The sequence below is a fragment of the Ideonella aquatica genome (assembly GCF_018069755.1).
In the GTDB taxonomy this organism is placed as follows: domain Bacteria; phylum Pseudomonadota; class Gammaproteobacteria; order Burkholderiales; family Burkholderiaceae_C; genus Ideonella; species Ideonella aquatica.
Map to the genome: position 1 here is coordinate 15891 of NZ_JAGQDE010000033.1, position 23009 is coordinate 38899.

General features: G+C 70.6%; 26 protein-coding genes. 13 read left to right on the forward strand and 13 right to left on the reverse strand.

Annotation, left to right across the window (positions count from 1 at the left end; translation table 11 throughout):
* Positions 1-12 precede the first annotated feature (12 nt).
* Complete coding sequence (locus KAK06_RS21850; protein WP_210804288.1) at positions 13-1068, reverse strand: HPP family protein; 1056 nt, start codon at positions 1066-1068, stop codon at positions 13-15.
* Between the two features lie 86 nt (positions 1069-1154).
* On the opposite strand from KAK06_RS21850, the gene KAK06_RS21855 reads away from it, so the two are divergent.
* Genes KAK06_RS21855 through ccoG form a run of 3 tightly spaced genes read left to right on the forward strand, consistent with a single transcriptional unit; the run spans position 1155 to position 4278 of the window.
* Positions 1155-2354: an NnrS family protein gene (locus KAK06_RS21855; RefSeq protein ID WP_210804289.1), complete on the forward strand. Its 1200-nt coding sequence runs from the start codon at positions 1155-1157 to the stop codon at positions 2352-2354.
* A gap of 10 nt (positions 2355-2364) precedes the next feature.
* Entirely contained in the window at positions 2365-2817 is a 453-nt protein-coding gene (locus tag KAK06_RS21860) for an RrF2 family transcriptional regulator (RefSeq protein ID WP_210804290.1), read from the forward strand.
* A gap of 60 nt (positions 2818-2877) precedes the next feature.
* On the forward strand, positions 2878-4278 hold the full coding sequence (gene ccoG, locus KAK06_RS21865) for a cytochrome c oxidase accessory protein CcoG (protein ID WP_210804291.1): 1401 nt from the start codon (positions 2878-2880) through the stop codon (positions 4276-4278).
* 10 nt (positions 4279-4288) lie between these two features.
* Here ccoG and KAK06_RS21870 read toward each other — a convergent pair whose 3' ends face one another.
* The 3 genes from KAK06_RS21870 to gntR are packed head-to-tail and all read right to left on the reverse strand — an operon-like array spanning position 4289 to position 6567.
* Positions 4289-4858: a YceI family protein gene (locus KAK06_RS21870; protein ID WP_210804292.1), complete on the reverse strand. Its 570-nt coding sequence runs from the start codon at positions 4856-4858 to the stop codon at positions 4289-4291.
* A complete protein-coding gene (locus KAK06_RS21875; protein ID WP_210804293.1) occupies positions 4855-5535 on the reverse strand; it encodes a DNA alkylation repair protein in 681 nt (226 codons plus the stop codon). Before KAK06_RS21875 ends, KAK06_RS21870 begins: the two co-directional genes overlap by 4 nt.
* Positions 5536-5544: 9 nt before the next feature.
* Entirely contained in the window at positions 5545-6567 is a 1023-nt protein-coding gene (gene gntR, locus KAK06_RS21880) for an HTH-type transcriptional regulator GntR (protein WP_210804294.1), read from the reverse strand.
* Positions 6568-6725: 158 nt separating this feature from the next.
* Here gntR and KAK06_RS21885 point away from each other — a divergent pair, with 158 nt between their 5' ends.
* From KAK06_RS21885 to KAK06_RS21915, 7 genes are all read left to right on the forward strand, one after another.
* Positions 6726-7229, forward strand: a complete 504-nt coding sequence (locus KAK06_RS21885; RefSeq protein WP_247653047.1) for a gluconokinase — start codon at positions 6726-6728, stop codon at positions 7227-7229.
* Positions 7219-7722 carry a TRAP transporter small permease subunit gene (locus KAK06_RS21890; RefSeq protein ID WP_210804295.1) on the forward strand — a complete coding sequence of 168 codons (504 nt, stop codon included), beginning with the start codon at positions 7219-7221 and terminating at the stop codon, positions 7720-7722. Before KAK06_RS21885 ends, KAK06_RS21890 begins: the two co-directional genes overlap by 11 nt.
* The gene (locus KAK06_RS21895) at positions 7722-9011 is read left to right on the forward strand and encodes a TRAP transporter large permease (RefSeq protein ID WP_210804296.1); all 1290 of its coding nucleotides are present in this window, start codon (positions 7722-7724) and stop codon (positions 9009-9011) included. Before KAK06_RS21890 ends, KAK06_RS21895 begins: the two co-directional genes overlap by 1 nt.
* A 43-nt stretch (positions 9012-9054) precedes the next feature.
* The gene (locus tag KAK06_RS21900) at positions 9055-10071 is read left to right on the forward strand and encodes a TRAP transporter substrate-binding protein (protein ID WP_210804297.1); all 1017 of its coding nucleotides are present in this window, start codon (positions 9055-9057) and stop codon (positions 10069-10071) included.
* A 139-nt stretch (positions 10072-10210) separates the two neighbouring features.
* Positions 10211-10402, forward strand: coding sequence for a hypothetical protein (locus tag KAK06_RS21905; protein WP_210804298.1), 192 nt, complete (start codon positions 10211-10213; stop codon positions 10400-10402).
* Positions 10403-10504: 102 nt separating this feature from the next.
* On the forward strand, positions 10505-12445 hold the full coding sequence (locus KAK06_RS21910; RefSeq protein ID WP_210804299.1) for a serine hydrolase domain-containing protein: 1941 nt from the start codon (positions 10505-10507) through the stop codon (positions 12443-12445).
* Positions 12446-12570: 125 nt separating this feature from the next.
* A complete protein-coding gene (locus tag KAK06_RS21915; protein WP_210804300.1) occupies positions 12571-12774 on the forward strand; it encodes a hypothetical protein in 204 nt (67 codons plus the stop codon).
* Between the two features lie 62 nt (positions 12775-12836).
* Here the strand turns inward: KAK06_RS21915 and KAK06_RS21920 are convergent, their stop codons facing one another.
* Together KAK06_RS21920 and KAK06_RS21925 are read right to left on the reverse strand one after the other, a co-directional pair.
* Positions 12837-14297, reverse strand: a complete 1461-nt coding sequence (locus KAK06_RS21920) for a S41 family peptidase (protein ID WP_210804301.1) — start codon at positions 14295-14297, stop codon at positions 12837-12839.
* A 27-nt stretch (positions 14298-14324) separates the two neighbouring features.
* Positions 14325-15179: an SDR family oxidoreductase gene (locus KAK06_RS21925; RefSeq protein WP_210804302.1), complete on the reverse strand. Its 855-nt coding sequence runs from the start codon at positions 15177-15179 to the stop codon at positions 14325-14327.
* 97 nt (positions 15180-15276) lie between these two features.
* On the opposite strand from KAK06_RS21925, the gene KAK06_RS21930 reads away from it, so the two are divergent.
* A complete protein-coding gene (locus KAK06_RS21930) occupies positions 15277-15666 on the forward strand; it encodes a winged helix-turn-helix transcriptional regulator (RefSeq protein ID WP_210804303.1) in 390 nt (129 codons plus the stop codon).
* A gap of 129 nt (positions 15667-15795) precedes the next feature.
* Complete coding sequence (locus KAK06_RS21935; RefSeq protein WP_210804304.1) at positions 15796-16008, forward strand: hypothetical protein; 213 nt, start codon at positions 15796-15798, stop codon at positions 16006-16008.
* Positions 16009-16084: 76 nt separating this feature from the next.
* Here KAK06_RS21935 and KAK06_RS21940 read toward each other — a convergent pair whose 3' ends face one another.
* The 6 genes from KAK06_RS21940 to nifN are packed head-to-tail and all read right to left on the reverse strand — an operon-like array spanning position 16085 to position 19325.
* Complete coding sequence (locus KAK06_RS21940) at positions 16085-16495, reverse strand: nitrogen fixation protein NifQ (protein ID WP_247653048.1); 411 nt, start codon at positions 16493-16495, stop codon at positions 16085-16087.
* A gap of 2 nt (positions 16496-16497) precedes the next feature.
* Positions 16498-16803: a ferredoxin III, nif-specific gene (gene fdxB / locus KAK06_RS21945; protein WP_210804305.1), complete on the reverse strand. Its 306-nt coding sequence runs from the start codon at positions 16801-16803 to the stop codon at positions 16498-16500.
* Between the two features lie 10 nt (positions 16804-16813).
* Positions 16814-17017 (reverse strand): CCE_0567 family metalloprotein, encoded by a 204-nt coding sequence (locus KAK06_RS21950; protein ID WP_210804306.1) that lies wholly within the window; start codon positions 17015-17017, stop codon positions 16814-16816.
* A complete protein-coding gene (locus KAK06_RS21955) occupies positions 17010-17495 on the reverse strand; it encodes a NifX-associated nitrogen fixation protein (protein ID WP_210804307.1) in 486 nt (161 codons plus the stop codon). The genes KAK06_RS21950 and KAK06_RS21955 overlap by 8 nt, the downstream gene beginning before the upstream one ends.
* 7 nt (positions 17496-17502) lie before the next feature.
* Entirely contained in the window at positions 17503-17901 is a 399-nt protein-coding gene (nifX, locus tag KAK06_RS21960) for a nitrogen fixation protein NifX (protein ID WP_210804308.1), read from the reverse strand.
* A 23-nt stretch (positions 17902-17924) separates the two neighbouring features.
* Positions 17925-19325: a nitrogenase iron-molybdenum cofactor biosynthesis protein NifN gene (gene nifN, locus KAK06_RS21965; protein WP_210804309.1), complete on the reverse strand. Its 1401-nt coding sequence runs from the start codon at positions 19323-19325 to the stop codon at positions 17925-17927.
* Between the two features lie 285 nt (positions 19326-19610).
* Between nifN and KAK06_RS21970 the strand changes: the two genes are divergently transcribed.
* Positions 19611-21206, forward strand: a complete 1596-nt coding sequence (locus KAK06_RS21970; RefSeq protein ID WP_247653049.1) for a methyl-accepting chemotaxis protein — start codon at positions 19611-19613, stop codon at positions 21204-21206.
* Between the two features lie 10 nt (positions 21207-21216).
* On the opposite strand, the gene nifE is transcribed toward KAK06_RS21970, so the two are convergent.
* The gene (nifE, locus tag KAK06_RS21975) at positions 21217-22668 is read right to left on the reverse strand and encodes a nitrogenase iron-molybdenum cofactor biosynthesis protein NifE (protein WP_210804311.1); all 1452 of its coding nucleotides are present in this window, start codon (positions 22666-22668) and stop codon (positions 21217-21219) included.
* Between the last annotated feature and the right edge of the window lie 341 nt (positions 22669-23009).

Sequence of the window (23009 nt, forward strand, 5' to 3'; positions counted from 1 at the left end):
ACGACGTTGCGTTCAGAGCCGCGCGAGCGCGGTGATGACGTCGGTCTGTGTGAGGATGCCGACCAGGCGTCGGTCGGCGCCGATCACCGGCAGGTGGTGGTGGCCCTCATGGCTGAACAGCGGCAGCAGATCGGCCAGCGGACGCTCGGCGCTGGCCACCCGCACCTGGCGCGACATCACCTGGGCGACGGTGGTGGTGGCCGGATCTGCGGGGCCGCGCAGATCGGCCCGGGTGACGATGCCCACCACATGCTCGTCGGCATCGACCACCGGCAGCGCCTTCACCTGGGCCTCGGCCAGCACGCGCAGGGCCTGTTCCAGCGTGGTGAAGGTGCGCGCCCGCAGCGGTTGGGCGGTCATCACGTCCTGGCAGCGGATCGCGCGCAGACGGCGCGACACCGCCTGCTGCTCGGCATCGGCCAGCAGACCGCGCAGATCGTCGCGCGGCAGATCGACGATCTGGTTGTAGTGGGCCAGCGCCGTGTCCAGGTCGCTGTCGCTGAAGTCCCAGGCCCGGGTGGGGGCCGGCGCTGCCTGGGGTGCGTGGGGATAGGGTCGCCCGGTGGCGCTGTTCCAGGCCCAGCCGGCCAGCACCAGCACCAGCGAGTCCAGCAGCACCGGGTCGAGCGCATAACTGGCCTGGTGGGCTGGCAGCAGCACCGCCAGCAGCGCCACTGCACCGCCCGGGGGGTGCAGGCAGCGCAGCGCCAGCATCGCCGCCATCGCGCCGCCCACGGCGACCGCCGCGGCCAGCGCTGGCCAGGGCAGCCAGCTCGCGCAGGCCCAGCCGACCAGGGCCGACACCGCGTTGCCCGCCAGCACCGGCCAGGGTTGAGCCAGCGGACTGGCCGGCAGCGCGAACACCAGCACCGCGCTGGCCCCCAGCGGCGCCATCAGCCAGGGCAGGCCGGGCGCCGGCGGCCACCACGGCGCCAGCAGCGCGGCCAGCGCGACGCCCAGCAAGGCGCCGGCCACGACGCGCAACCGCTCGCGGGCATCAATGGCCAGCGCGGGCGGGCGCAGGCGTTGCCACCAGGATGGCGTGGACGAGGTCGGCAGCGGCGTCATGGCCCCGCACTTTATAAGATATATGTACGGGTTTGCTTTTAGACGCGCCACCCGGGACAATCGGGTTCTCCCTGATCTCTCCCGCCATGGCCACTGTCTTCATTCCCCTCACCGAGCCCATCGGCCGCGCGCCGCGGCCCGGCCAGTTCGCGCTGTGGGCGCTGGGCTTTCGCCCGTTCTACCTGCTGGCGGCGGCGCTGGCGGCGCTGTCGGTGCCGCTGTGGGCGCTGCAGTTCAGCGGCTGGCTGGGCACGCCGGTGCTGCGCGGATCGGTCTGGCATGCGCACGAGATGCTGTTCGGCTTCACGCTGGCGGTGGTGGTGGGCTTTCTGTTCACCGCCGGGCGCAACTGGTCGGGCCAGCCCACGCCGCAGGGCCGTGGGCTGATGGCGCTGGCTGGTCTGTGGCTGCTGGGTCGCGTGCTGGTGCTGACGCCCTGGGCGGTGGCGGCCCTGGTCGTCAATGTGGCGTTTCCGCTGCTGGCCGCCTGGGGACTGTGGCGCGCCCTGCGGGCCGGAGGCAGCCGACGCAACTATTTCTTCGTCGGCCTGCTGGTGGCCTTGGCCGTGGCCTGCGCGGCGCTGCACCTGACGCAGATGGGCGCGCTGGTGCTGCCCGCGCGTCTGGGTCTGCCGGTGGCGCTGGACCTGATGATGTTCATCGTCGCGGTGATGGCCGGGCGCGTGGTGCCGATGTTCACCAACAACGGCATTGCAGGACTGCAGGCGAGCCGCCATGCACCGCTGGAGCGGGTGGCGCTGGGCAGCGTGCTGGCCTTGCTGGCCTGCGACCTGCTGGGCGCACCCGGCCCGCTGCCCGCGGTGGTGCTGCTCACGGCGCTGGCGGCGCACACCGCCCGCTGGTGGTGTTGGCAGCCGTGGCGCACCGCCTCCAACCCGCTGGTTTGGGTGCTGCACCTGGCCTATGCCTGGCTGCCGGTGCACCTGGCGCTGCGCCTGGGCAGCGAGCTCGGTGGGGTGCCGCCGGGGCTGGCCACGCATGCGCTGACCGTGGGCCTGATCGGCGGCATGACGCTGGGCATGATGACCCGCACCGCGCTGGGGCACACCGGCCGGCCGCTGCGTGCGGGCCGGTTGGAGGTGACCGCCTACCTCAGCGTCACCGCCGCGGCGCTGGTGCGCGTGGGGGTGCCGCTGTTGTGGCCGGCGCTGCTGCCGCAGGCCGCGCTGGTGTCGGCACTGCTGTGGTCGCTGGCCTATACCTTGTACCTGTGGCGCTACGGGCCTTGGCTGTGCCGCGCGCGCGTGGACGGCCAACCGGGCTGACAATCACGCCATGCGCCTGACCCAGATGACCGACTATTCGCTGCGCCTGCTGATCTACGTGGGCCGGCAGCGCGGCGACCGCCTGTGCACCATCGCCGAGGTGGCCGAGGCCTTCGAGCTGTCGCAGGCCCACCTGATGAAGATCACCCACCAGCTGGGCCTGGCCGGCTGGCTGCAGACGGTGCGCGGCAAGGGCGGTGGCATGCGGCTGGCGCTGCCGCCCGAGCAGATCAACCTGGGCGCACTGGTGCGCAGCATCGAGCCCGATTTCGCGCTGGTCGAGTGCCTGGGCGATCACCCCGAAGGCTGCAAGCTCACCGGTGGTTGCCGCCTGACCGGCGTCTTCAACCGCGCGCTGGCGGCCTTCATGGCCGAACTCGACCAGCAGACCCTGGCCGATGTGCTGCCGGTGGGCCGCGCCGCCTGGGCGCGCGTGTCTCCGCCCGTGGCCCGCGCCGGCTGAGCGGCTCCGCGCCCGTCCCTCTTTGATTTCCGGCCCGCCTGTGGCGGGCCTGCTGTGCTGATGTCCCCGAACCCTCCCCCCGCTCCCCTGCTGCAGCTCGCCCCGCGCGAGCGCATCCACCCGCGCGCGATTGACGGCCTGTATGCCCGTTGGCGCATCGCGCTGGTGTGGGTCACCCAGCTGTTCTTCTATGGCGTGCCCTGGCTGCAGTGGAACGACCGCCAGGCGCTGCTGTTTGATCTGGAGGCCGGGCGCTACCACGTCTTCGGCCTGCTGCTGTACCCGCAGGACTTCTTCTACCTGACCGCGCTGCTGGTGCTGTGCGCGCTGGGGCTGTTCTTCGTCACCGCGGTGGCCGGGCGCATCTGGTGCGGCTATGCCTGCCCACAGACGGTCTACACCGAGATCTTCCTGTGGATCGAGCACCGCTTCGAAGGCGACCGCAGCGCCCGCCTGCGCCTGGACAACAGCGGCTGGGGCCTGGACAAGCTGTGGCGCCGCGGCGGCAAGCACGCGGCCTGGCTGGGCTTCTCGCTGTGGACCGGCTTCACCTTTGTCGGCTACTTCACGCCGATCCGCGACCTGGCGCTGCACACGCTGGCCGGCGCGATGGGCCCCTGGGAGCTGTTCTGGGTGATCTTCTACGGCGGCGCCACCTACGGCAACGCCGGCTTCCTGCGCGAGCAGATGTGTACCTACATCTGCCCCTATGCGCGATTCCAGAGCGCGCTGATCGACCGTCACTCGCTGATCATCGGCTACGACGTGGCGCGCGGCGAGCCCCGCGGCGCCCGGCCGAAAAACGCTGATGCCGCCGCGCTGGGCCTGGGCGACTGCATCGACTGCACGCTGTGCGTGCAGGTCTGCCCCACCGGGATCGACATCCGCAATGGCCTGCAGAACGCCTGTATCGGCTGCGCCGCCTGCATCGACGCCTGTGACAGCGTGATGGACCGCATCGGCGCACCGCGCGGCCTGATCCGCTACGGCACCGAGGCCGGCATCGAGGGCCACCTGAGCCGCTCGCAGATGCTGCACCATGTGCTGCGGCCGCGGGTGTTCATCTACGCCGCGCTGATGGCGGTGCTGGTGGGCCTGTTTGCCTGGAGCCTGTCTCAGCGGCCGCCGCTGCGCCTGGACGTGGTGCGTGACCGCGCTGCGCTGGCGCGCTGGGACGATCAGGGGCGGCTGGAGAACGTCTACCGGTTGCAGGTCAGCAACCAGACCGAGCTGGCGCAGACGCTGTCGCTGACCGTGGAAGGCCTGCCGGGGCTGGTGGTGTCCACCTTGCCCGCCGTGGCGCTGCCGCCCTCGGGCATCGTCAACCACACGGTGCAGGTGGCCCTGCCAATGGAGGCGGCGCAGCCGCTGAGCCCCGGCTCGCACCCGATCACGCTGCGCCTGCGCGCCGGCCAGGGCGCACCGGCCGAGGCAGCCACCACCTTCTACGTGCCGCGCTGAGCGGGCGGGCTCAGCGCTCCGCCAGCGCCTCCACCTGGATGCGCAGCGTGACCGCCATGTCAAAGCCGAAGGCCTTGCCGGCGTCGATGCCAAAGGCGTCGCGCTGCAGCGTGGCCAGCGCGTCGGCGCCGCACAGTTCGCGCTTGTTCAGTGGGTGCGGCTTGCAGGCGAAGTGCTGGATCTCCAGCACCAGCGGCCGCGTCACACCGCGCAGCTGAAGCTCGCCATCCACGCGCGTGGGGCGGCCGTCCTGCCAGCCGGCCAGCGTGCCGCGGTAGCGGGCGTACGGGTGGCGCTCGACATCGAACAGGCTGTCGCCGCGCGCCACGCTGTTCATCTGATCGTGGCCGAAGTCGACGCTGTCGGTGTGCACGATCAGGTCCACGCTGCCGCTGGCGGCGGCGCGGTCCATCAGCACCAGGCCCTCGCTGCGGTTGAACTTGCCGCGCCAGGTGGACAGGCCCATGTGGTCGGCCTCGAAGCTGGGATAGGTGTGGGCGGGGTCGATCTCGTAGCGCATCGGTGCGGCGTGTGCCGAGGCACACAGCACGGCCGCGGCGATCAGGGTCAACAGCTTCATCGGGTTCTCTCCAGTCGGGGATGCAGCTCGCGCCAGGCGTCGCTGCCGATCCAGCGCGCGCTGCGCTCGGGGCGCTGCTTCAAGGCCAGGGCGATGTCCAGCGCGGGGACCAACAGCGCAGCATTGCGTTTGCCGATCTGGCGCAGCGCCCAGTTGACGGCTTTCTTGACGAAGTTTCGATCGTCGTCGGCGTGGGCCTCGATCAGCGGCAGCTGGGCCAGGAAGCGCTCATCGGGCGCGCGCTTGTCGTGCACCGCCAGCGCGGCCAGCAGCGCGAAGGCGGCGCGCCGCACGAACTCGCGCTCGTCCGCCGCCCACACTGGCACCCGCGCCCAGGCCAGCGGGCTGGGCGCAAAGGCGTTGGTGCAGGCCTGGTCGCAGGTGTCCCACGCGGTGAAGCGCGCCGCCCAGGTGTTCATCTCGCTGACGCTGAAGTGCTTCGGCTCGGCCAGGTAGGCGGCCAGGATCTGCGCGTCGGGCACGCCGGTGGCGTGCATTGCCAGCGCCAGGCTGTGTTCACGGCCCAGGTCCTTGGCCAGCGCGCGCAGCGAGGGCACGCTGGCGCCCAGGCGGTGCTCGGCGGTCATGCCGAAGCGGGCCATGCCGGCCAGCTGATCGGGCCGCGCCAGCGCCTGCAGGCGCTGCATCGCATCGGCCAGGCGCGGGTGCTCGTCCATGGCGGGATGCTACGTGGACTCGCGCACCACCAGCTCGAAACCCAGGTCCACCTGCCGGGCATCCACCGCCTCGCCGCGCAGCAGCGCCAGCAGCATGCGCGCGGCGCGCTCGCCGATCTCGGCGCGCGGCGTGCGGATCGTCGTCAGCGGCGGCAGCCACTGGTCCGAGCCGGCCAGGTCGTTGAAGCCGGCCACGGCCACGCGCTGCGGCACCGGCAGGCCCAGCTTCAGCGCCGCCAACAGGCCGCCCTGGGCCAGATCGTCGTTGCAGAAGAAGATCGCGTCCACATCCGGCCGCGTCGCCAGCAGGCGCTGCAGCAGCACGCCGCCCAGCGCGATCGACGAGGGCGCCGGGTCCAGCAGCTCCAGCCCCGGGTCATGCAGGCCATGCGCCTGCAGCACGCGGCGGTAGCCGGCCAGGCGCTGCAGCACGCGCGGGTCGAGCTGGGCGCCAACGAAGGCCACGCGGCGGCGGCCGCGCGCCAGCAGGTGCTCGGTCATCGCGGCGCCGGCGGCGTCCTGCGACAGGCCCACCGCATAGGCCTCGCCCGCGGCCTGGGTCTCCATCAGGTGCACACAGGGCACGCGGCTGCGCTCGATCAGGCTGCGCGCCGCCGGCGTGCGGTCAAAGCCGGTGACCAGCAGCCCGGCCGGACGATGCGCCAGGTAGCTGCGCAGCAGCGCCTCTTCCTCGGCGGGTTGGTAGTGCGTGACGCCGATCAGCGTCTGCAGCCCGGCCGGGCGCAGCACGCGCTGCACGCCTTCGAGCAGGTCGACGAACAGCGCGTTGGACAGCAGCGGGATCAGCACCGCCACCTGGGAGCTGTGCGCCGAGGCCAGCGCGCGCGCCGCCGGGTCGGGCACATAGCCCAGCGCCTCGGCGGCCTCGCGCACGCGGGCGCTGAGCTGCTCGTCGACGCCGCGGGTGGCGCGCAGCGCGCGCGAGGCGGTGATCGGGCTGACGCCCGCGGCGGCGGCCACGTCGGCCAGCGTCGGCCGGCCGGTGGCGCGTTTGCGGGGAGAGGCGGTCATTAAGTGTTTACCCTGATGTCGGCGGTGCTGCCAACGGGTTTAGGATAGCGCTATCCAATCCCTGATTCAAGCGCGCCGAGTGTGCCACGGCGCGGCGGGGACCGCGGCGGTCCACCGGACGGCCGATTTTTTCAGATCAACGGGACAGCGCTATCCAAATGTCAAACCTGGTTGTCATGGGCGTCTCCGGCTGCGGCAAGTCCAGCCTGGGCCGCGCCCTGGCCGACGCGCTGGGCTGGCCGCTGGTGGAGGGCGACGACCACCACCCCGCCACCAACCAGACCAAGATGCGCGCCGGCCAGCCGCTGACCGACGCCGACCGCGCCGGCTGGCTGGCCACGCTGGGCCAGCAACTGGTCGCGCGGCCGCAAGGCGCGGTGCTGACCTGCTCGGCCCTGAAGCGCGCCTACCGCGACCAGCTGCGCGCCGCCTCGCCCGGCCTGGGCTTCGTGCATCTGCGGCTGAGCCTGGACGAGGCCCGCGCCCGCGTGGCCGCCCGCCCCGACCACCTGTTCCCGGCGAGCCTGGTCGACAGCCAGTTCGCCACGCTGGAAGACCCGTCGGGCGAGCCCGGCGTGGTCAGCCTGGACGCCACCCTGCCGCTGGCCACGCTGCGCGAGCAGGTGCTGGCCTGGATGAAGGAATCGCACGATGTCTGCTGACACCCCCACCCGCGCCGCGCCGCAGCGCTGGGCCGAGGCCGCGATGGCCGCTTGCCTGGCGGTGATGGCCGCGGCCGTCTTCGTCAACGTGGTGCTGCGCTACGGCTTTGGCAGCGGCATCGCCGCCAGCGAGGAGCTCTCGCGCCTGCTCTTCGTCTGGATGGTCTTCATCGGCGCCACCGCAGCCTACCCGCGGGGCGAGCACATGGCCTTCACCGCGCTGCTGTCGCCGCTGGCTGGCCGGCCGCGGGCGCTGCGCTGGGTCTCGCGCGGCATCCATGCGCTGGTCGTGCTGTCGTGCGCGCTGCTGGGCTGGGGCGCCTGGCAGCAGGTGGTGGTGGGCTGGGACAGCAGCAGCGTGGTGATGGGCTACCCCACGGCGCTGCTGCCGCTGCCGGCGCTGCTGTGCGCGGTGTCGATCGGCGTGATGGCGCTGCGCCAGCTGCTGCTGGGCCAGCCGATCGCGCTGGGCCATGAGGCGGAGGTGGAGTGATGGGCCAGGGCGCGATCGCACTGAGTTTCGTGCTGGCGATGCTGGCGCTGATGGGCATTGGGCTGCCCATGGCCTTCGCGCTGGTGCTGACCGGCGCCTCGATGGCCTGGCTACTCGACTTCTGGGACACCCAGCTGCTGGCGCAGAACCTGGTGGCGGGCATCGACAGCTTCCCGCTGCTGGCCGTGCCCTTCTTCATCCTGGCCGGCGAGTTGATGAACGCCGGTGGCATCAGCCGGCGCATCATCGACATGGCGCGCGCCTGGCTGGGCCATGTGCATGGCGGCCTGGGCTTCGTCACCATTGGCGCGGCCATCCTGATGGCCAGCATGAGCGGCTCGGCGCTGGCCGACACCGCCGCGCTGGCCACCATCCTGCTGCCGATGATGCGCAGCCAGGGCTACCCGATGGGCAGCTCGGCCGGGCTGATGGCCTCGGGCGGCATCATCGCGCCCATCATCCCGCCGTCGATGCCCTTCGTGATCTACGGCGTCACCACCAACACCTCGATCTCGGCGCTGTTCATCTCGGGCATCGTGCCCGGGCTGGTGATGGGCCTGGGCCTGGTGCTGGCCTGGCTGTGGCAGCTGCGCGGCATGAATGTGCAGGCCGATGCGCCAATGCCGATGCGCCAGCGCCTGCAGGTCAGCGCCCGCGCCTTCTGGGCGCTGCTGATGCCGCTGATCATCATTGGCGGCATGAAGAGCGGCGTCTTCACGCCCACCGAGGCCGCGGTGGTGGCCGCCTTCTATGCGCTGCTGATCGCCTTCGTCGTGCACCGCGAGATGCGCCTGGGTGATCTGTACGGCGTGCTCACCCGCGCCGCCAAGACCACCGCGATCGTGATGTTCCTGTGCGCCGGTGCCCAGGTGGCCAGCTACATGGTCACGCTGGCCGACCTGCCGAACACGCTGACCGGCCTGCTGGGCCCGCTGGTCGACCACCCGCGCCTGCTGATGGCGGTGATGATGGTCGTGCTGGTGCTGATCGGCACCGCGCTGGACCTGACGCCGACGATCCTGATCTTCGCCCCGGTGATGCTGCCGATCGCGGTGAAGGCCGGCATCGACCCGGTCTACTTCGGCCTGATGTTCGTGCTCAATGGCGCGATCGGCCTGATCACGCCGCCGGTGGGCACGGTGCTGAACGTCGTCGCCGGCGTCGGCCGGCTGCGCCTGGACGAGGTCATCAAGGGCGTCAACCCCTTCCTGGTGGTGTACCTCGCCATCCTCACGCTGTTCACTGCCTTTCCCGAGATCGTCACCGCGCCGGTGCGCTGGCTGCGCTGACGCCTTCCTGTTCCGCCCTGCCCTGTTCCCCTTGGAGACCACCATGACCCTTCGCCGCACCCTGATCGCCACGCTCGCGCTGGCCGCCCTCGCCCCGCTGGCCGCCCAGGCCCAGGACATCAAGCCGCGCCTGATCCGCTTCGGCTACGGCCTGAACGAGCAGTCCAACCAGGGCCGCGCGGTCAAGCTCTTCGCCGAGGAGGTGGAGAAGGCCTCGGGCGGCAAGATGAAGGTGCGCGCCGTCGGCGCCGCCGCGCTCGGCCCGGACACTCAGATGCAGCAGGCCCTGATCGGCGGTGCGCAGGAGATGATGGTCGGCTCCACCGCCACGCTGGTGGGCATCACCAAGGAGATGGCGCTGTGGGACACGCCCTTCCTGGTCAACAACGCCAAGGAGGCCGACGCCCTGCTGGACGGCCCGATCGGCAGCAAGGTCAAGGACAAGCTGCAGGACAAGGGCCTGGTCGGCCTGGTGTACTGGGAGAACGGTTTCCGCAACCTCACCAACAACAAGCGGGCGGTGGCCAGGCTGGAGGATCTGGACGGCATCAAGCTGCGGGTGATGCAGAACAACGTCTTCCTGGAGAGCTTCAAGACCCTGGGCGCCAACGCGGTGCCGCTGCCCTTCTCGGAGCTGTTCTCGGCGCTCGAGACCAAGGCGGTGGACGGCCAGGAGAACCCCTACAACACCATCCTCTCCAGCAAGTTCTACGAGGTGCAGAAGTACCTCACCGTGACCAACCACGTCTACAGCCCGTGGATCGTGCTGGTCAGCAAGAAGTGGTGGGACGGCCTGAGCAAGGACGAGCAGAAGGTGCTGATGGACGCCGCGAAGAAGAGCCGCGACTTCGAGCGCCAGGACACCCGCGCCGAGGCGGCCAAGGCGCTGGATGAACTCAAGGCCAAGGGCATGCAGATCAACGAACTGACCCCCACCGAGGCCGCCCGCATGCGCGACAAGCTCACCCGCGTCAACGCCAGCATCGCCGCCAACGTGGGCATGGACCTGTGGAACGAGACCCAGGCTGCGCTGGCCACGCTGCGCAGCGGCAAGAAGTGAGGCCGGCGGCGCGGCCGTTCATCCGGCGGCCGCGCCGGTCAGCCCCCGAAATCGGCGCTTCGTCGCATCCCGCTGGGCGCTGCCGACGGCGCTCCCTACAGTGCACTCCATCGACACCGCACTGACCCAGGAGCCCGCCATGACCACCCCCGCCTTCCAAGCCTCCAGCGTGTCGGCCCGCGCCAGCTTCCTGGCCCTGGCCGCGATGATCACCGTGACGCTGCTGGCCAGCGTCGGCCAGGTGGCCGACCGTCAGTACGACGCCGCACTGCTGGCCCAGGCCACGCCCGTGCAACTGGCCGCCAGCGCCGTGCCCGCCGCCAAGGTCTGAACGCCCGTCGCCCGCTCCCCCCACGAATCGCCCCGGCCCCGCCGGGGCGATTTGCGTTCAGGCTCCCGTAGCATCGCAAGCACTGCACGACCTGGAGATCCCATGCGCCGCACCCTGATCGCCGCGACCCTCGCTCTGGCCCTGAGCGCCTCGGCGGGGGCCGACACCACCTCGGCCGGCCACAGCTACACCCCGCCCGAGGCCTTTGCGATGAAGGCCGACGGCGCCCTGATCAGCGCCACCGCGCCCGAGGGCGATCTGCGCATCACCCTGGTCGACCTGGCGCAGGCCAGGGATGCGGCCGACGCCGTGACCCAGGCCTGGGCCCGCGCCAAGCCAGACTTCAACCGCACGCTGGAGCTGAGCACGGCGCGCGCCCCGCGCAACGGCTGGACCGACATCCGGGTCTTCGACTACCAGACCTCCCCCAACGAGAAGCTGGCGGTGTGGGCCGCGGCGTGGCGGCCAGTGCAGGGCGAGGGCTGGCTGGTGGTGCTGGTGGAAGGCTCGCAGGCCACGCAGGAGAAGCGCGGCGCCCCGATCGGCCTGCTCATCAACAGCCTGCGGCCCAAGGGCTACGAGCGCGAACGCTTCACCGGCCGCACGCCCAAGCCGCTGACACCCGAGCGCATCGAGCAGCTCAAGGCCTTCGTCGCGCAGGGCATGCGCGAGCTGCAGGTGCCCGGCGTGGGCCTGAGCTTCATCGACCAGGGCCGCGTAGCCTGGGCCGGCGGCCTGGGCGTGCGCCGCCTGGGCCGCCCCGAGCCGGTGGATGCCGACACGCTGTTCATGGCGGCGTCCAACACCAAGACCATGACCAGCGCACTGATGGCCCAGGCCGTGGACGCCGGCAAGCTGCGCTGGGACCAGCCGGCACAGGACGTGTACCCGCGCTTCCGGCTGGCCGACGCCGACACCACCCGCCAGGTCGAGGTGCGCCACCTGGTCTGCGCCTGCACCGGCATGCCGCGCCAGGATCTGGACTGGCTGTTCGCCGACGCCAAGGCACCGGCCACGGCCACCTTCGACCAACTGGCCCGCATGAAGCCCACCAGCCGCTTCGGCGAGGTCTTCCAGTACAGCAACCTGATGGTGGCTGCCGGGGGCTACATCGCCGCCGCCGCGCTCGAACCGGCGAAGGAGGTGGGTGCCGCCTACGACCGCCAGATGCGCCAACGCCTGTTCCAGCCGCTGGGCATGACGCGCACCACCTTCGACTATGCGCAGGCCCAGCGCGGCAACCACGCCAGCCCGCATGGCGACGACATCGACGGCATCACCCGCGTGGCCGACATGGGCCTGAACTACACCATCATCCCGGCGCGCCCGGCCGGCGCCGTGTGGACCAGCCCGCATGACTTTTCACGCTGGGTGCTGATGGAGCTGAACAAGGGCCGCACGCCCGAAGGCCAACCGCTGATCAGCGAGGCCAACTGGGCCGCCCGCTACCAGCCCCAGGTGATGGTGGGCGAGGATGTGCATTACGGCCTGGGCCTGCTCATCAACCGCCAGTACGGCATCCCGATCGCGTCGCACGGCGGTGACATGCTGGGTTTTCACTCCAACATGATCTGGCTGCCCGAACACCAAATGGGCCTGACCATCCTGACCAACTCGGACGCCGGTGTGCTGCTGCGCGGTCCGCTGCTGCGCAAGTTCCTGGAACTGGTCTTCGACGGCCGGCCCGAGGCGGATGCGCAGCTGGCCGTGGCGGTGGCCAACCACCGCGCCGAGCGAGCCAAGTTCAAGGAGCTCTACACCCTGCCGGTGCCGGCCAACGCGCGCCGCGCGCTGGCCCCGGCCTACCACCATCCCGCGCTGGGGCTGATCCGCGTGAAGCAGCGCGGCGAGCGCGTCGAGTTCCTGGCCCGCGACTGGCACAGCCAGATGGCCTGGCGCCGCAACGCCGACGGCAGCGAGAGCTACAACACCATCGACCCGGGCCTGGAGGGTACCGAGTTCGTGCGCGACGACAGCACGCGCCCGGCCGCACTGGTGCTGCGCGACGCCCAGCATGAGTACTGGCTGACGCCGCGGCGCTGACCGCTGATCCGGGCGGACGTCGATTCATCGCCCGATTCCTGCGGTTCGTCGCCCGCCGGTGGCAGGGTGCGCGGCGGCTCCCTACAGTGCACTCCATCGACAACGCACTGACCCCGGAGCCCGCCATGACCACCACCGCCCAGACCACTGAATTCCGCGCCACCACCGCCCCGGCCCGCGCCGGTGTCGCGGCCCTGGCGATGGCCATCACCTTCACGCTGCTCTACAGCGTGGGCCAGGTCGCCGACCGCCAGTTCGACCAGGCCCTGCTGGCCCAGGCCGGCAGCACCCAGCTGGCAGCGCAGGCCGACAGCGCTGTGCGCAGCTGAGACGATCATCACTCGGGGGGGCTTCACCGGCCCACTCCTTCGCCCCGCTCGTCGGGGCTTTTTCACGCCTGTGTCAGCAGCGCCAGCGCGCGCTCCAGCGCCACGTCGCGCCCAGCAGCGATGTCGGCAAGCGACGGGGTCACCCGGTGGTCGGGCTGCAGACCGGCGTCCTCGGGCAGCGGCGCGCCCTCGGGCGGGTAGTAGCCGATCAGCGGCAGGTCGAAGCTCAGACCCGACGCCGGCAGCCGCACGAAGAAGAAGGCCCCGCCATTGATGCCGCGCAGGTTGCCGCCGGTGGGTTCGCCCACCAACTGACCCAGGCGGTCCTGGCGCACCCGCTGCGCGAAGCCGAAGGTGGCTGAGCTGTTCGAGGCGTCCACCAGCACCGCCATCGGCTGGGTGACGCGCGCGCCGCGGGGCGCCACCGTGGTCGGCCCAGGCGGCAGCGCCAGGAAGCGCTCATCCACCGGCCGGGCCGCCTCGCCCCAGTCCCGGAAGCTGTCGTCCCAGGTGTCGAGCACTGGGTTCAGGTGGGCCGGTGTGCGGCGGTAGCGCACCAGGCGGCGCTGCGGCAGCAGGCTGGGTGCGCGCGCCAGCCGCTCGATCACCGGGTGGCCGCAGTCCAGGCCGCCTTCGTTGCCGCGCAGGTCGATCACCAGGCCGCGCGCGGCGCGATCGGCGGCCAGTTCATCCAGCCGTTCGTTGAGCCAGCCCTGCCAGTCCCAGCGGCTGTTGTAGACCGCCCAGGTGGGCATGCGCAGCAGCACCACGCCGTCGGGCCGCACGGTCCAGGTCCAGGGCGTGGCGCTCGGTGCGGGCGCCCCTGCGCTGGCCTGGGCACGGCGCTGCTCGCCGGACCAGGCCGGCAGCGCCACCGTCGTCTGCCGCCCCTGCGGCGTGCGCAGCTGCAGCCGCCAGGCGCCGCTGGCGGGTCCGCCGATCAGCAGGCCCTGCAGCACGTCGAACAGCGGCCACTGACCCTCCACCTCTTCCAGCGAGAGCTGACGCCGCGCCTTGCCCAGGTTGTGGCCGTCGACCCGCGCCAGCGGGGCCAGCCGGCGCCACCAGTCGTCGGGCGCGAGGCCGTCGATCGCCTCGATCACGCTGCCCGGCGCCACATCCGGCTGCAGCGGCGAAGGCAGCACCACCATCTGGCCGTCCAGCCAGCGAAAACGCAGCGGCAGCCGCGTGGGCCGATCGAACAGCGCCTGGGCCACGCGCCGGGACTGGTTGGCCGGGTTGGCGAAACTGTGGCCGCAGCGCAGCGTGGCCAGCGCGCGCGCCAGGGCCAGGTAGCGCGCGGCGGCATCGGCTTCGGGCGCCGTGAACGCACGCCGGAACTGCTGCAGCACCGCCGCCAGGCTGGCCGCGTCGTGGTAGCGCAGCGCGCCCGGGTGCAGCGTGGTCAGCACCTCGGCCACGATGTCGGCATCACCGGCCAGATCGGCCAGGGGCGGGTCCGCCGCCCAGCCGGCAGTGGCGGTGGTGCCGGCCAGGGCACTGAGCAGGGTTCGGCGGCGCATCGGCCCAGTATGCGGGCCGCGCGTCGTTCAGCGCAAGGCGGCGGCCATCGCCTGCGCCAGCGGTGTGGTCGGCCGCTGGATCAGCGCACTCAGCGCCCGGCCGCCATCGAACAGCGCGCTCTGCGCCGCACCGGCGTCGGAGTCGGCCAACAGCGCGGCCAGCGGTGCCGGCAGGCCGGCGCCGGCCAGCGCGGCCTCGAACTCGGCCTGCGGCAGGTTCACATAGGGCACGCTGCGGCCACTCTGGCGGCTCAGCTCCGCCGCGAACTCGGTCAGCGTGTAGGCCTCGTCACCGGTCAGTTCCAGCACCGTGCCACTGGCGGGCGGGGCCAGCAGCACCGCGGCATCGGCCTCGGCATAGTCCTGGCGGGTGGCTGAGGCGATGCGGCCCTCGCCAGCCGCACCAATGAACGCACCGTGCTGCAGCGCGGGCGGCAGGCTGGCCAGGTAGTTCTCGGTGTACCAGCCGTGGCGCAGGATGGCGTGCGGCAGGCCGCTGTCGCGCAGCGCCGCTTCCGTGGCCACATGCTCGGCGGCCAGGCCCAGCGGCGAGCGGTCGGCGCGCAGCAGGCTGGTGTAGGCCAGGAAGCCCACGCCAGCGGCCCGCGCAGCGTCGATCACCGCCTGGTGCTGGGGCGCGCGGCGACCCAGTTCGCTGGAGGAGATCAGCAGCAGGCGGTCGACACCGGCCAGTGCGGCGGCCAGCGTCTCGGGGCGGTCGTAGTCGGCCTCGCGCAGCGCCACGCCCAGCGCGGCCAGGTCGGCGGCCTGGGCCGGCCGGCGCACCAGCGCGGCGATCTGCGCGGGCGGCACGCCGCGGGCGATCAGTTGACGGATGACGAGGCGGCCGAGCTGGCCATTGGCACCGGTGACGGCGTACATGGAAATCTCCTTGGGACAGGGATGGCATCGGGATGACGGAGCGGATGATGCCGATTACACTCACTATTCGTAAGTACATACATAAAGGTAAGTACACATGGCCCGACCCTCTGCTGCCCGCCGGGGCGACCTGTTCGCCGCCGAATGCCCGTCGCGCCAGGTGCTGCAGCACGTCACCAGCCGCTGGGGCGTGCTGGTGCTGGTGGCGCTGCGCTCAGGCGAGCGGCGCCGCTTCAGCGAGCTGCGGCGCGAGATCGGCGGCGTCAGCGAGAAGATGCTGGCCCAGACCCTGCAGGGCCTGGAAGGCGACGGCTTCGTCGAGCGCACCGCGCATCCGGTGGTGCCGCCGCATGTGGACTACCGGCTGACGCGTCTGGGCCTGCAGGTGGCCGGCCATGTGCATGAGCTGGCCGATTGGATCGAGGCCTCGATGCCGGCGATCGAGCACGCGCGGGCACAGCGCGGCGCGGCCACGAGCACAGGCTGAGCCCGCGGTTCGTCTGCGCGGGATGCGCTTCGTCGCAGCTGCTTGCGGTCCGTCGCCTGCCGGTGGCGGAGGGTGGATGGGATGCCTACAGTTCATCCCATCGACACACGCCACCCCCAGGAGAACGCCATGCAAGCCACCCGCCACACCGCCGCCACCACCGAATTCCAGGCCAGCAGCGCCCAGGCGCGCGCCGGCTTCCTGGCCCTGTCCGCGGCGATCACCTTCACGCTGCTGGCCGGCATCGGCCAGGTCGCTGACCGCCAGTATGACGATGCCGTCCTGGCCCAGCTGGCCGTGGTGCCCATGGCCGCTGTCAGCGCCGACGCGCCGCGCGGCTGATCCCGTCTTCCACTCCGCAGACCCTGCCAGGGTCCATGCTTCGCCCCGCTTGACGGGGCGTTTTTTTCGTCGGTGCTCAGTGCGGTGTGTCGGGCGCCTCGAAGCACAGCGGCCGGTCACTGCAGACGGCGCAACTGGGCGACTTGCAGATCAGGATCTCGGCCCGTTCGCACAGCGCACGGTAGAGGAACTTCTTCCACTTCATGTCGCTGTGGTTGGCGGCCACCAGCGAGGGGAACCAGTGGCGCAGCAGCGCGTTGAGCTGGTGCCGGTCCTCCAGCAGCAGGTCCTGCCACAGGTGGTTGTCACCCAGGCAGGCCACGGCCACCGCGGTGGCGGCCGCATCCAGCCACTCGTGCGGGCCGGCGGCCGGATCGGCGTGTTCCAGCAGCAGCGTGCGCACGTCCTGCACCTCGTCCTCGCGCAGCGCGCGGCGCGCCGCGAAGTCCTCACGCAGCACCGGCCAGGGCGGCATGACGCGGCCCATGCTCAGACCTGCGCGGCGGCGTGGGTGTAGCACTTCTTCGGGCAGATCTTCGCGCAGGCGGTGCAGCCGATGCACTGCTCGCCGTGGGCGATGGTCATGACCTTCTTCTCGTACTCCTCGTCGTCGTCGCCGTCGAGGTCCACATGCACGCGCTCGCCATCCTCATCGAGGCCGACGAGTTCCAGCACACCGCGCGGACAGACCTTGAAGCAGCGGCCGCAGCCAATGCACTTGTCCTCGTTGATCGACTGCACGAAGGTGGGGGTCCAGGCGGCGCCGCTGGGCAGCGTGACACTGAAAGTGCTCATGTCCTGCTCCTCACGCCGCCGCCTGCGCCTGGGCCAAGGCCTCGCGGGCCTGCACCAGCGCGGCGTGCGCGTCATAGGCCACCTGGGCCACGTTCATGATGGCCTGCCAGTTGGTCGGCAGCTCCTCCGACAGGTCATGCAGGTCCATCTTGGCCTGCATGGCCTTGGCGTTGGCCTTCTTCACGTCGGCCTTGAGTTGGTCCAGATCAGCCATAAGTCGCAACCTCCTTGTACTTCTCGACCATGCCGACGCCCTCGGCCACCAGCTTGTTGCCGGCCTCGGCCAGCTTGGCCAGGCTGGGGTAGCCGAAGCGGTGCACATCGCGCAGGTAGCGGTTGACGACGATCAGCCGGCCGGTGGTGAGGATGGCGCGGCCGAAGCCCTCGTGGCTCATCTTCATCATCGGGCTGACCATGCAGCCGGTGGCCTTCTCGATCGACAGGCCGATGGCGTTGTGGAACAGGTCCAGGCGCCACAGCGTTTCCGGGTCGGGGTCGCCCATCATCGGCAGCGCGCGGCGCTGCTCGGCGGTGAGGATGTAGGGCGCCAGCAGCTGCAGATCGCTCTTGCCCTCCCAGGTGCCGTGGGTGTCCTGGGCGCGCAGCTGCTTGATCAGCTCGCGGATGAAGCCGTCCTGCAGCCAGTCCTCGTCGGAGATGACCGGGGCGTCGGCGGTGGGGGTGTCGCTCATGGGGTGTTCACTCGTCGTCGAAGTCGTGGGGGACCGGGCGGCCCTTGGCCAGGGCCTTGCGCAGCCAGGGCGGCGGGGTGCCCTTGAGCACCTCCTGCAGCTTTTCCAGGATGTCCAGAATGGGCTCGGGCTGCGGCACCTTGATCGGGTGGATCTTCAGCGCCACCACGCGCGCCGCACCGCTGCCACCGATGGCCGCCACATAGAGGATGGCGCAGTCGTGGATGGCCTCCAGCTTGGGCGCGAGCTTGTCCTCGTTGCCATCCTCGGCCAGGTCCTCGCCGAAGTGAATGTCCTGTATGAAGCTGTAGCCCTCGGGCTGCACGTCGTAGATGGCAATGTGCTTGGCCCAGCCGAAGTGGGCGTCGACACGCTGCTGGTCCTGGGTGGCGAAGGCAACCTTCATGGCGGGCTCCTCGGGTGGGGGTGTCAGAAACTGGCAGCGGCGATCGCCGGTGCGGTGGGGGCGGCGGTGTCGCCGCGGGCGGCGGCGCGCGCGGCGGGGCTGAGCGGCCAGTCGTTCGGGCCGTGGTGCGGGATCTGGTCGATGAACTGGTTGCCCAGCGCATAGACCAGGTTGCGGGTGCCGCGGTAGCCCACGCTCAGCACATGCGCGTTGCCGATGCGGTCGAACAGCGGCAGGCCCGCGCGGTACAGCGGCTTGCCCAGGCGCTCGGCGGCCTGGCGGCCGTGTGAGTGGCTGATCAGCAGGTCGGCGTCGGCGGCCTTGGCGGCCAGCTCGAAGTCCTCCAGGTCGCCGATCACCACCTCATTGCAGGGCAGCTGCGCCAGCAGCGGGCTTTGGGTGGTGGTCACGGCCACCGACAGCTCGGCGCCCATCTCGGTGATGAAGTGGCCCAGTGCCCACAGCAGGTCGGGCTCGGCGGCGATGGCCACGCGCTGGTGGCCGAAATGGAAGTGGCCGTCCAGCATCGCATCGACCAGCTGGCTGCGCTGGCGCCGCCACCTCGCCGGCACCGGCTGGCCGCTGAGGGCCGACAGGTGCATCAACAGCTCGTCGCAGGCCGCCAGCCCAGTCAGCCGGTTGAACAGCCGGTAGGGCACGTCGCAGCGCTGCTGCAGCGCCTCGGCCGCGGGGCGCATCTGCTCGCCCACGGCGATGCAGGCGCTGGCGCTGCCCAGCGCGCGCAGATCGGCCAGCGGCGTGCCGCCCAGCGTGGTGCCCAGCCAATCCTCGGGGATGTGGCCATCGAGCGAGCCCGAGACATCCGGCGCGATCAACACCTCCAGACCAAAGCTTTCGATGAGCTCGCGCAGCTCTTCCAGGTCGGCGGGCGTCAGGTGGCAGCCGGGCAGCAGGGCCACGCGCTGGGCCACCTTCTCGGCCACCGGCTCGGCCAGTTGCTCGACCAGGCCCTTGACGGCGATCGCCCAGCCGTCCTGGAAGGCGCCCACGTAATCGGGCGTGCTGACGTAAACGATCGCCGTGTCGGCCAGCTCCGGGTGCTTCTGCCGCGCCAGCGTGATGAAGGCCGGCACGTCGTCGCCCTTGGTCTCGGTCAGGCCGGTGGAGCAAATCGCGATCAGCGCCGGCTTCGCCCGGCTGCGGATGTTCAGCAGCGCCTTCTCGATGTTCTCGTAGCCCCCCATGATGGTGGTGACCTCGTTCATCGCCGTGGTCTGCAGGGGGATGGCCTCCTTGAAGTGGCGCACCAGCAGCACCAGGCCGAAGGACGTGCAGCCCTGCGAGCCATGCATCACCGGCATGCACGACTGCAACCCCAGGAAGGCGTAGCTGGCGCCCAGCGGCGCACTCATCTTGAGCGGGTTGACCGCACACGCCTTCTTGCTGTCGCTGACATGGGCCATGGCCGCAGGCTCCTGGACGGGGGGACTTGCCAGGCTCATCGCAGGATCGATGCCAAGCTCGCACCCACGAAGAATCAAGGACTTAGCGGACTGCCCCTGGCTGGGCTCGCCACCGGGAATGGCGGGTTTGCGACAAATCAACCCTGGAGTTCATAGGTCTTTTTGCGCCTTAGGTCCGCGGCAGGCCGGTCGATCATCCCGCCAGCTCTCCTTCGGGCCGAGGGGGGCAGGTGCGCTGGCAACACCAACCGGTCCGAACATCCACCCGAGAGACGCACGATGCGCATGGAATCCCTGTCCCTGAAGGCCCGCTTGAGCCTGGCCTTCGGCACCTTGGCCGCCCTGGTGGCGGCGATCGCCTTCCTCGCCATCTATGAGCTGGCTGACAGCCACGACCAGCTGACCGTGCACGTTGAACAGTCCTCGGCCCGGTTGCAGAACGCCGCCGAGGTGGTGGACGCCACCGGCGCCCGCGCGATCGCCGCGCGCAACCTGGTGCTGGTGGAATCAGCCGAGGACCGCGCACAGGAGCTGCGCGCGGTGCAGGCGGCCAGCGAGAAGCTGGCGCATGCGCTGCAGACCCTGCGAACCCAGTTGGCCGAACACACCGCGGTGGCCGACCGCGAGCGGGCCCTGTTCAAGGCCCTGGAAGCGCGTGAGGCCCAGTACGCCCCGGTGGCCCAGGACATTGTGGCCAAGGCCTCCGCCGGCGACCGCGCCGCCGCCATCCAGCGCATGAACGCCGAGTGCCGCCCGCTGCTGGCGGCGATGCAGCGAGAAGGCGACGCCTACCTGCTGTACCTGGACGAGCGCGCGCGTGCCCAGGTGGACGAGGCCGAGGCCGACTACCACCACAACCGCAATGTCCTGGTCGCCACCGGGCTGGTGGCCCTGGCCATCGCCCTGTTCTCCGGCTGGTCCGTCACCCACTGGCTGCTGCGCATGCTGGGCGCCGAACCGCAGGCCCTGAGCGGTGCCGCCCAGCGCGTGGCCGACGGCGATCTGGGCTCGGTCAATGGCGCTGCCGTTGCGGTGGAGGGCAGTGTGCTGCGCTCGCTGGCGACCATGCAGACCAGCCTGGCCGGGATCGTCGGCGAAGTACGCCAGGCCTCCGAAGCCATCGCCACCGGCTCGTCGCAGGTGGCGGTGGGCAGCGTGGAGCTGTCGCAGCGCACCGAGGAACAGGCCTCGAACCTGCAGCAGACGGCCGCGTCGATGGAGCAGATCACGCAGGCACTGCAAGGCACGAATGAAACAGCGCGCCAGGCCTCGGTGCTGGCCCGCACCGCCAGCGAATCGGCCGAGCGAGGCGGCGAGGTGGTGACCCGCGTCGTGCAGACCATGGGCGAGATCAGCGCCAGCTCGCGCCGCATCAGCGACATCATCGGCGTGATCGACGGCATCGCCTTCCAGACCAATATCCTGGCGTTGAATGCCGCGGTGGAGGCGGCGCGTGCCGGCGAACAGGGCCGCGGTTTCGCGGTCGTGGCCTCCGAGGTGCGCACGCTGGCGCAGCGCAGCGCGGACGCCGCCCGAGAAATCAAGGGCCTGATCCTGGCCAGCGTCGAGCGGGTCGAGGCCGGCTCGTCCCTGGTGGGCGAGGCCGGTGGCGCGATGGGCGACATCGTCGGCCAGGTGCGCGAGATGGCCTCGCTGATCCAGCAGATGGGCCAATCCAGCGACGAGCAGTTCCGCGGCATCAGCCAGGTCCACCAGGCGATGGAGCAGCTCGACGAGGTCACCCAGCGCAACGCCGCGTTGGTCGAGGAAAGCTCGGCCGCTGCGGACAGCCTGCGTCAGCAGGGCGCGCGCCTGCTGCACACAATGCAGGCGTTCCGGCTGGACCACCACGTCCAGGCCGGCAGTCCGGCACTCGCCTGAGACCCGGGTGTCAGCCGGTGGCCGCCTCGGCCGCCAGCTGCGCCGCATCCTGCTCGCGCAGCAAGCTGTCCGCCGCATCCCACGGCGCAGGGGCGCGCACCTGGTCCCAGATCGGGTTGAACAGCGCCTTGTCGATCTCGGCAATCATGGTCACCATGCCCTCATAGCCCGCAAAGGCGTGGTGACGCTCCTGGTTGATGTCCATCCAGGGCATGCGGGCCTTGAGCGCCACGAACTGGCTGCGGCCGCCGCTGAGCATGATGTCGGCCTTGGCCTCGCGCAGCATGGCGTACATCTGGCGCGGGGTCATGTCGTCAATCATGTGCGCATCGGCCTCGTCGCCCATGATGGCCTTGATCTTCTCCTTGTCCTCCTTGGTGGACTTCTTCACCGAGGTACCCACCACTTCCAGACCGGCCTCCTGCAGCGCACTGACCACGCTCCAGCTCTTCACGCCGCCGGTGATCAAGAGCACCTTCTTGCCCGCCAGGCGCTCGCGGTAGGCGCGGATGCGCTCCCAGGCGCGCGCCTCTTCCACCGCGATCAGCGCCTCGGTGCGGTCCTTCAGGTCGGCCGGCGCGCCACGCTCCACCAGCAGCCGGGCGATCTCGCGCAGCGTGGTGCTCATGTCGGCGATGCCGTAGAAGCTGCCCTCGAAGTACGGAATGCCCCAGCGGTCCTGCATGCGCGTGGCGATGTTGATCATCGACTTGCTGCAGACCATCATGTTGGCGCGGGCGCGGTGCGCGGTGGCGATCTCGTGGTAGCGGCCATCGCCGGCAATGCACGACAGCACGCGAACGCCCAGCGCATCAAGCAGCGGCTTGACCTGCCACAGCTCGCCCGACAGGTTGTACTCGCCGATGATGTTGATGTCGTACGGCGTGCTGGTGCTGGGCTCCTCGGTGCCGATCACATGGTCCAGCACGCTCTCGGCACCCAGCTTGTTGCCCAGGTTCTTCGGACCCGCAAAGCCCGGGGAATTGACCGGGATCACCGGCTTGCCAAACTTCTCGGCGGCCCGTGCGCACACCGCCTCGATATCGTCGCCGATCAGCGCAGTGACGCAGGTCTGGTAGACGAACACGGCGGGCGGGTCATGGCGCTCGATGACCTCGCGGATCGCCTTGAACAGCCGCTTCTCGCCGCCGTAGATGACATCCAGCTCATTGATGTCGGTGGTGAAGCCGGTGCGGTACATCTGCGAGCCGCTGCTGGCGCTGTGGCGGTTGTCCCAGCTGTTGCCCTCGCAGGCGATCGGCCCGTGCACCAGGTGCGCCACATCGACGATGGGCTGCAGCGCGATCTTCGCGCCATCGAACGCACACCCCCCCGCAGCCGCGCCCGGTGTGAGCTGCTTGGTGCACCCCTTCTTGCGCTCCTTCTCGCTCTTCGCCTGGTTCTTGTCACAACCCGGCTCCTCGAACACCTGCAGGATCTTGTTCTTCAGCGAGGGCGACATCACGGGCTCCTGGGGATGCGGATGTACGGCTGCTTGCACATTCGGTGCCAGCTGCAGTTCCCTGGGAGAACCGGCGCCATGAGATCGCTGGCGCGAACGCATTGGCGGGTTTGCGACAACAGCGAAGGGCGGCTTGCTGCCCACAGCGGCCGTAGGCCGCTGTGGGCCTCGACCGCTGCAGTATGCCAACGGTGGATTCAGCCAAGGACTGAGTGGCCTGGGGATGGCGGCGCTGTCGGGGGCGCCGAGGAGCGCAGACGCCCCGGGGCGCGCGCCGCAGGCGCGCTTCGTGAACTGACTTGGTCGACACTGTTTGACCGCAGCGAGCCGCAGGCGAGCGC